8 protein-coding genes are annotated in these 8,251 nt (G+C 64.3%); 2 read left to right on the top strand and 6 right to left on the bottom strand.

Features of this window, described 5'->3' with window-relative positions; genetic code table 11:
- Nucleotides 1–661 (bottom strand): transposase (locus tag QMF22_RS14985; RefSeq protein ID WP_502846968.1); only part of this gene is annotated, 661 nt, incomplete at its 3' end.
- A 125-nt stretch (nt 662–786) separates the two neighbouring features.
- Between QMF22_RS14985 and QMF22_RS14980 the strand changes: the two genes are divergently transcribed.
- On the top strand, nt 787–993 hold the full coding sequence (locus tag QMF22_RS14980; RefSeq protein ID WP_283455031.1) for a helix-turn-helix transcriptional regulator: 207 nt from the start codon (nt 787–789) through the stop codon (nt 991–993).
- A 406-nt stretch (nt 994–1,399) separates the two neighbouring features.
- Here the strand turns inward: QMF22_RS14980 and QMF22_RS14975 are convergent, their stop codons facing one another.
- The 5 genes from QMF22_RS14975 to QMF22_RS14955 form a co-directional block, all read right to left on the bottom strand.
- Complete coding sequence (locus QMF22_RS14975; RefSeq protein WP_283455030.1) at nt 1,400–2,002, bottom strand: histidine phosphatase family protein; 603 nt, start codon at nt 2,000–2,002, stop codon at nt 1,400–1,402.
- Nucleotides 1,999–3,501 carry an FGGY-family carbohydrate kinase gene (locus tag QMF22_RS14970; protein ID WP_283455028.1) on the bottom strand — a complete coding sequence of 501 codons (1,503 nt, stop codon included), beginning with the start codon at nt 3,499–3,501 and terminating at the stop codon, nt 1,999–2,001. Before QMF22_RS14970 ends, QMF22_RS14975 begins: the two co-directional genes overlap by 4 nt.
- Entirely contained in the window at nt 3,498–4,967 is a 1,470-nt protein-coding gene (locus QMF22_RS14965) for an FGGY-family carbohydrate kinase (RefSeq protein WP_283455026.1), read from the bottom strand. Before QMF22_RS14965 ends, QMF22_RS14970 begins: the two co-directional genes overlap by 4 nt.
- The gene (locus QMF22_RS14960; protein ID WP_283455024.1) at nt 4,964–6,025 is read right to left on the bottom strand and encodes a 2-hydroxyacid dehydrogenase; all 1,062 of its coding nucleotides are present in this window, start codon (nt 6,023–6,025) and stop codon (nt 4,964–4,966) included. The genes QMF22_RS14965 and QMF22_RS14960 overlap by 4 nt, the downstream gene beginning before the upstream one ends.
- Nucleotides 6,026–6,172: 147 nt before the next feature.
- Nucleotides 6,173–6,967: a DeoR/GlpR family DNA-binding transcription regulator gene (locus QMF22_RS14955; protein ID WP_283455022.1), complete on the bottom strand. Its 795-nt coding sequence runs from the start codon at nt 6,965–6,967 to the stop codon at nt 6,173–6,175.
- Nucleotides 6,968–7,155: 188 nt separating this feature from the next.
- Between QMF22_RS14955 and QMF22_RS14950 the strand changes: the two genes are divergently transcribed.
- Nucleotides 7,156–8,220 carry an ABC transporter substrate-binding protein gene (locus tag QMF22_RS14950; protein WP_283455020.1) on the top strand — a complete coding sequence of 355 codons (1,065 nt, stop codon included), beginning with the start codon at nt 7,156–7,158 and terminating at the stop codon, nt 8,218–8,220.
- Nucleotides 8,221–8,251 lie beyond the last annotated feature (31 nt).

Below are 8,251 nucleotides of genomic sequence, written 5' to 3'. Positions count from 1 at the left end.
CCTTGGACTCCGGGTCGCGGGCTTTGAGCAGCTTGATCTCCGTGCCAAGGGTCCCAGCGAAAGCGGCGGTGCGTTCGGTGAGTTTGCCCTTCCCAATGCCGGTCTCGTTGTCCCAGGTCAATCGGGGTGGCACCGCACCAGCTGCCTGCAGCAGTGACCACATCCCGCCGAGCAGGTCCGACGTGGTCCGCGAGGGCAACATGATCGCTTGGAAGAACCCGGAGAACGTCGACGTCATCACCAAGACCGGCGGCGTGCCCTCCTGGCCATGGCCCAGCGGCAGGGGCTCGTGCGGGAACCAGAGGTCGCACTGCACTTGCCGGCCGGGCTCGTGCACCAGCCGATCGGCGGGGTCCGGTGGGACATACTCCGGCCGAATCAAGGCGACCTTGTCTCGGAACACCGATGCCGACCCCAGCCAGCCGACGCGCTCTGCCAACGTCGAGGCCGGCATCCGCGGTGTCACGGCCAACAACACCCGAACCTGCGCCGCATACGCGTCAAAACTCGACCCGGTCGACGCCCGCTGGTACTTCGGGAGCCGGTCCGCTTCCAACGCCCGATCGACCGTCCCTCGAGAGACTCCGACCAACCGGCCGATCTCCCGCTTCGAGTGCTGGCCCGTTGAAAACAGCTGGCGTATCTTCGCCCAATCATCCATATTGATCACCCTCCATAGTGGCTGGTGGCCCTGTTTTCAATCGGCGATACTGGCCCTATTTTCGGTCGGCGTTAACACGATCAGCCCGGCCACCTACGTGTCACTTCGTACGAGGTCGGAATGCCGTGTCGCACCTGATTGTCATGAGTGACGATGACGCAGAAATCATGACCGGGCAGCAGGTTGCCGACCTGTTACAGGTCTCGCCCCGCACGCTCGAGGAGTGGCGACAGACTCGCACCGGGCCGCCGTATCGACGCATGGGCCGCCACGTGAGATACATGCGCCGAGAGGTGCTCGCATGGTTCGAGGCGCTGGCCATGCATGCCTAGGCGACGAATGCGCGCGGGCGAAGTCGGCACCATCCGCATCGTCGTTCTGGCGAACGGACAGATCCAAGCACATGCCCGCATGCGGGACGAGTTCGGAACTCTTCACCGGTTGAAAGGAACACGTGCCACCGAGATGGAGGCCCGCCGAGCACTTGACGAGCAGGCCGACCTGCTTCGCAATGGAATTACCGGGCTGGCGTTGACCGCGAACTCGACTATTGCGGAGGCCGCAGTGGTCTTCCTGGACGACCAGCGGCGTTCCGGAACGGTTGAGGTCTCCACCATTGAGACGTACGAGTTCAGCGTCAACAATGTCATCATTCCCGAGTGCGGGGATCTCCTCCTCACCGACCTGCGGTCTCGCAGATGCTGCGTGGACAGGCACGGCAGGCTGGATCTAGCTGGTTCACTCCGGCACCGGCACGTTGAACCCGTGCAGCGCCGGCGCAGGCCCGAGCGTGATTGTGGTCAACGCGACGTTGCGTACGGCCGGAAAAGCGGCGCGGTAGTGGTCGAGGCTCATGCCGAGCACTCGACAAAGTACGAGCCGCATCAGGGTGGAATGCATCACCACTAGTACGGGACCGTCGTTGCGGGCTCCAATGTGCTCGAGTGCCGGCCAGGCGCGGTCTACCGCGTCGATTCCGGACTCGCCGCCGGGCAGCGGCGACTGACCGGGCCGCAGCTGAAAGTCGGCGACGGCGTCCGGAAACGCGTAGCGCATCTCGGCGGTCGTGAGGCCCTCGCCTTGGCCGAAGTCCACTTCTCTCAGCCGAGGATCGACTCGAAGCGGGAGTGCCAGTGCGTTCGCTGCGGGAGTTGCAGTGACAACAGCTCGTGAAAGGTCGGAGGAATAGACGCCGACGAGCGGCTGACCGGCAGCCCAGCGACCGAGGGCGGCAGATTGAGCACGGCCACGCTCGGTGAGCCCGACATCCGTCGACCCGGCATAGCGGTTCTCGGCATGCCACAGTGTTTCGCCGTGACGGGCAAGAATAAGAGTGCTCATGCAACAAGCCACCCTTTCACAACCAGGTCGGAACGGAAGACGGCGTAGCACTCGTTGAGCTGATCACGCCGGGCGGTATCGGGTTCGAACACGCGGCCGACCAGAGACATTCGGGCGGCAACCGACGGTAACGGCTCGGCAGAGCCGGGCCCGGCAGCCCAAGCTGCCAGGATCGCCATGCCGATCGATCCCTCCGCTGAGACCGGCACGGATATAGGACGCCCGAGCAGATCGGCGCGCAACTGGGTCCACCAAGCATTCTTTGTCCCTCCACCCGACGAGCTGAATGTGCCCGAAACCGGAACCCCCGCGCCCGACATGGTTTCGACCGCGAGACGCTCCACGCAGGCCACCCCCAGAAGAACAGACGCGAACAGCGCGTCCGAGTCGATACCGCGGGCGATCGCGTCGGCGAGCGGATGTTCGACGCCCCCCTTCCGAACAAAGCCGCGGGCATCAGGGCGAACCACGGGAAATCGCTCGCCCGTTGTCACGAGCGGGTAGCTCAGTGGAATGGAAGGGAACCGGTCAGTGTACGTCGAGCTGATGCGTGCCGTTCGTGCGTTCAGGTCGTCGCCGGCGAAAAGTGCGCTCACGGCGCCGGCCCCGACGCTCGACGCGCCGCCAGGGAACCACAGGCCGTCGTGCGGGGCCCGGTGCGAATAGACGGCTCCGGTGTCGTCGACCACAATGTGGTCGCTGACTCCCTTCACGACGAGGGTTGTGCCGACCACCGTGTGCCAGTCGCCGAGGCCGAGTGTTCCGGCGCCGAGTTGCGCGGCGCAGCCGTCGGTCATGCCGGCAAAAATGGGTGTTCCAGCCGGTAGCCCGGTTGCTGCCTGCCAATTCGCGGAGGATTCACCGAGCACGCCGCCCGGTGCGACGACGTCCGGGAGTGACTGTGGGTCGATGCCAAGCGAGGTGAAGGCCTCGGCCGGCCAACAGAGTTCAAGCAGGTCGTAGCCCGATTTGAGCGAGTGGCTCCAATCGGAGACGACGGCTCGGCCGATCAGGGCGGCGGTGACCACATCGGCCTGCGTCGCCACACGCACGCCAGGAAGAACCCACCCATTCCGGGTGAGCCAGAGGATCTTGGGCAGCGCCCACGTGGGCTGGATGCGATACCCGAGCCTGCGCCAGAGCGCGGGATCGGCAGCGGCAACCTCATCGCTGAGTACACCCGCGCGGCCATCGTCGTACATCAGGCCGGGGGAGAGGGGGCGACCCGCGGCATCCACTGTGGTGATGGTGCCGGAGGTCGCACACACTGCCACCCCGCTGATGTCCACCCGGGCGGACTCGGCCAGTGCGCCCACAGCCTCAGCCATCACGCGTCGCGTCTGATGAATCCACTGGCCGGGGCTTTGTTCATGGCGCTCGTTCGTGCGATCGCTCGTGAGCGGTGCGGAGGCCTGTGCGTGGACGACTCCCACCCCGTCGACGACCGACACTTTCACGCTTTGGGTGCCGACATCGACTCCGACCCACAGGGCCGTCACGGTCGACTACGTCCCGCCCACTGGGTGCGGGCGCTGGCCAGACTGCGCCGATACTCGCGGTAAGCCTCCTCGTAAAAGTCGGTGCGCTCGGTATCGGGGTTGATGCGGCGACGCTGGGAACGCCAGAGTTCCTCGTCCACCGGCGCGCCGAGCCCGGCCCACGCCACCATGGCGGCACCCCGGGATCCGACGGCGGAATCCAACGGCAGATACAAAGGGCGCCCCAACACATCGGCGAAGATGGATGCCCAGGCATCGGATTGGAGTCCGCCGCCGCAGGCCGACACGTCGCCGTCAAGACCCATCTCTTCGAAGCAGTGCCGAGCGGCGAACGCAAGACCCTCACACAGGCCGCGCGCCAGGTCGGCCCGGGTATTGCGTAGCTGCAGGCCGGTGAACTGGCCGCGGGCGGCGGGGTCGACAAAGGGTGCGCGCTCGCCGGAGGGAGAGAGGAACGACAGCGCCCCGACTCCGTTGGCACCGGGCGGGCTCTGTTCGAGGAGGGCGTTCAGGTCGCTCGGCTGCAGGTCGAACAAAGACAGCAGCCAGTCGATGCTCGCCGTGCCCACCATCGAGGGCATCACGCGCAGAAAGAGCTTGGGGTCTGGTGTGCAGAGCCACATGCCGGCCGGGTCGGCCTGCGGGATGATGGTTGTGTCATCCGTAAGGACCTGACAGCTCAGCGTGGTGCCGACAACGAGGGTACCCTCGCCGAGGCGCGTCGTTCCGGAGCCGAAACCACAGGCCTGAAGATCGTACGGGCCGCCGGTCACGGGGGTGCCCACGGGCAGGCCGAGCAGCGTGCTGCCGACGTCGTTCAGGGCGAAGATTGTGCCCGACTCGGTCGGCTGGGGGAGCAGATGTGCCCATTCGGCCACGCCGCAGAGCTCGAGTGCTTCGGCGACATAGCTTCGGGTATTCACGTTGAGAAATGGCAGCGAGGCATCGGATGCATCGACAGTGACGACCCCGGTGAGGTTGTGGAGCACGGCATCGACGCAGTAGCCGGCGACGGCCGCCTTGTGCAGGGATTCCGGTTCGTTCTCGCTGAGCCAGTTCAAAAGCGCAGCGTGGCTCCCTGGGAACAGGCCGGAACCGGTGAGTCGGTAGACCTGCCGCGAGACGCTGTCGTCGCCTCCGGTATTCCAGCGGGCCACGACGGAGGCCGCGCGCGCGTCCATCCAGGAGATCGGAGGTCGCACCGCCCGGCCCTCGGCGTCCCTCAGCCACAGGCCGTCGCCTTGACCGGTGATCGCCACTGCCTCGATCGGTTCCGATGCGGAAGCTGCAACTTGGCGAACCACCGCAGCGACAGACTCAAGCACACTGTCGAGGTCCTGTTCGACAGCGCCTCCGGGCTGTTGGATCAGAATTGACCGCATGCTCGCAGTCTCGCCGACCGAACCGTCCCGGTGTATAGCTGAGGCCTTCGTGACGGACGTGCCGATGTCGACACCGATGATCATGGGCGGGCCGTTTCGGCGAGCGTGTCCAAGACCAAGGGATTGGCCACGTGCAACGGCTTCTCTCCCGTCAAGTAGCGAGCGATATCGGCGCTCACGATGCTAGCGGCGCGGTGCGCGGTTTGCTGGGTCGCACCGGCGAGGTGTGGTGTCATAACGACGTTCGGCGCAGAAAAGAGCGGCCATTCGGGCGGCGGAGGCTCCACGTCGTAGACATCGAGGGCGAGAGCGCCGAGACGTCCGCTGCGCAGGAGGTCGGGCAGGGGTGCATAGTCGAGCAGCCCGCCTCGTGCGCTATTGACGAGAACCGCGCCGTGAGGGAGAAGCGCGAGGTTCTCCGCGTTGAGCAGGTGGTGGGTCTCGGCGGTGAGCCGGGCGTGCAGGCTGACCACGGAACTACGGCGCAGGAGGTCTTCCAGGTCAACAACCTCGACCCCGTCGGCGGCGAGTGCCGCCGGGTTCGCGTACGGGTCATAAGCGAGGACCGTGGTGCCGAACGCCAGGAGTATGCGGGCCACGATGCGGCCGATTGCGCCATAGCCGATGAGACCCACGGTTGCCCCGTCGAGCTCCAGTCCCGTGTTCTCGAAGGCGTAGTAGTCTCCGCGCCAGTTGCCGGCCTTGAGCTCGCTGTCTGTGGTGACGATGCGGCGCATCGCCGACAGCATCAGACCGACGGCGAATTCCGCCGCTGCAACGGCATTGCGCGCCGGGGCGAATGACACGACGACCCCGGCCTGCGTGGCTGCCTCGAGATCAACGTTGACCGGGCCTCCCCGGCACACACTGATCAGCCGAAGGTCGGGAGCATGGGCGAAGACCTCAGCCGTGAACGGCGCCATCTGGGTGACGGCGATGCGGGCACCGGCCAGGGCGTCAATGAGTTCTGGCACACTGCCGCTGGCCTCGTGCACCGAACCAATCGGCCCGAACGGCGTGTGCGGCCACGGAAGCGTGATGCTGGAGAAGGTGAGGTCTTCGCGGGGTGCACGCGCTCGGATAGCATCGATGAAGAGGGATGCTGCTACGAAGTGGTCGCCTGCGGCGAGGATGTGGGTCATCCGGCTGCCTTTCTGCGGAAAGCGGGGATAGGCGTCCGTGAGCGCCGTTACCCGATAGGCAGACACTAACATGCAAAATGTTAGTTTCGCTATGTAATTTGGTAATTATTCACCAGCAGATGCGCCTAGCCGGCTGAAAAATACCTGTCAGGTGGGTTTCACGGGCGCGAGATGCACCCGGGAAAGTCGTTCGATGCGCTCAACGAGATCCGGATCCACGTCGTCGGTGAGGATCACATCGGTGAAATCGCTCACGGGCACGTAGTGGTGGAGGGATGTTCTCCCTACCTTTGTGCCGTCCATCATGAGCACGCGGGTGGTTCCGGAGCGGAGCATGGCACGTTTCATGAGCACAATTTCCTGCTCCTGGTGGTAGGTCATCTCTGCCCCCATAGTGGATGTGGATTGGAAGACCACGTCGACTGCGTAGGAATCCACTGACTCGTGACTCGGCATAGCGATGTTGGAATCGTGCGTTCGAGAGTATTGACCACCGACCACGATTAAGCGGATGTCGTCGTTCTCGCGCAGTAGTTCGATCGCCTGACGGTAGTTGGTGATTACGGTGAGGGGCCCGACATCGTTGAGAAGACGGGCCAGGGCCAGCACGGTGGTGGAATCATCGAGCATCACCGACATGCCCGGTTCGACGAAGGTCAGCGCGGTGCGTGCGAGGGCTGCCTTGGCGCTGGCCTGTGTCTGCAGGCGAAATTCCGAGCTGCTCTCAAACACGCTCGTGGGGAGTACCGAGACGCCACCATGGAATCGGCGCAGGATGTTGCGGTGGGCGAGGTCTTCGATATCGCGATGTACGGTCATCAGGCTCACGCCGGTCAGTGCGGCGAGTTCGGCCGCCGTCGCCGACGGTACGCCCGCTAGGTAGTCCACGAGGCGGCGCTGGCGGGCCACCCGGGACAGTCGGGGCGAAGCAGGCTGGTTCATTCGAGCCTCTCATGTGCGGGCGGAACTGGCTGTTTTGTTGATGATAGTCGCCGAGTGATCAAAATGTTGACTGAAAATAACATTTGCTATGGCGTAAATAACCTTTTCAGTGTTATTCTCGCCACGTTGATGACAGAATCGGTACGCAGCATCGCGATGGCCGGATCACCACACCAAGGAGAATTTCAATGAAGAAGCTCTACACCCGCATTGCGATCACCGGTCTTACGACCATGCTCGCGGCATCTGCTCTCACGGCCTGCGTCGAGCAGGCGGGCTCGGCCTCTACGGACGGCGCATACAAGATCGCTTTCCTGATGCCGGACCTGGCCTCGACCCGCTACGAGCAACAGGACCGCCCACTTTTCGAAGCGAAGATGGCTGAACTGTGCCCCACCTGCGAGGTCATCTACTCCAACGCTGATGCCAGCGCCGACACCCAGCAGCAGCAAGCCAACTCCGCAATCGCCCAGGGCGTCGACGCCATCGTGATCGACGCGGTCGACTCGAAGGCTGCCGCGAGCATTGTGGTGGCCGCAAACGCCGCGGAGATTCCGATCATCGCCTATGACCGTCCGATCCCGGATCAAAAGGCCGACTACTACGTCTCGTTCGACAACGAGGGCATCGGCGAGAAGATCGCCCAGTCCTTGGTCGACAACCTCGGCACCCCCACCGGCGGCATCCTGATCATTAACGGGTCGCCGACCGACGCGGCGGCCGGTCTCATCAAGAGTGGAATTCACAAGGCCGTCGATTCCAGCGGCATCGAGGTCCTCGCCGAATACGACACTCCCGAGTGGGATCCGGCCAAAGCTCAGGAATGGGCCAGCGGCCAGATCACCCAGTTCGGCGACCAGATCGTCGGTGTTGTGGCCGCGAATGACGGCACAGGCGGCGGCGCCATCGCGGCGTTCAAGGCCGGCGGCGTAAAAACAGTCCCACCGGTTACGGGCAATGACGCCGAGGTCGCTGCGGCGCAGCGTATCCTTGCTGGAACGCAGTTCAACACCATCTCCAAGCCGATCAGCATCGTGGCCAATGCCGCTGCCGAAGTGGCCTATTCCTTCGCCAAGGGCGACGCCGTGAAGGGTGAAACCACCCTCTACGACACTCCCTCGCAGCTCTTCACTCCTGAGGTCGTCACTCTCGACAACATCAAGAAGATTCTGTTCGACAGGAAGATCATGACTGCGGCGGATGTCTGCACGGCCGAGTATACGGCCGCCTGCACTGCGGCAGGTATCGAATAACAGCGTTTTTCCCGGGCGGGCGCGAGTATCT

Origin of the sequence: Cryobacterium sp. PH31-L1, assembly GCF_030063145.1 — a bacterium.
Lineage (GTDB): Bacteria > Actinomycetota > Actinomycetes > Actinomycetales > Microbacteriaceae > Cryobacterium.
This window is presented reverse-complemented; position numbering and strand designations above follow the sequence as displayed.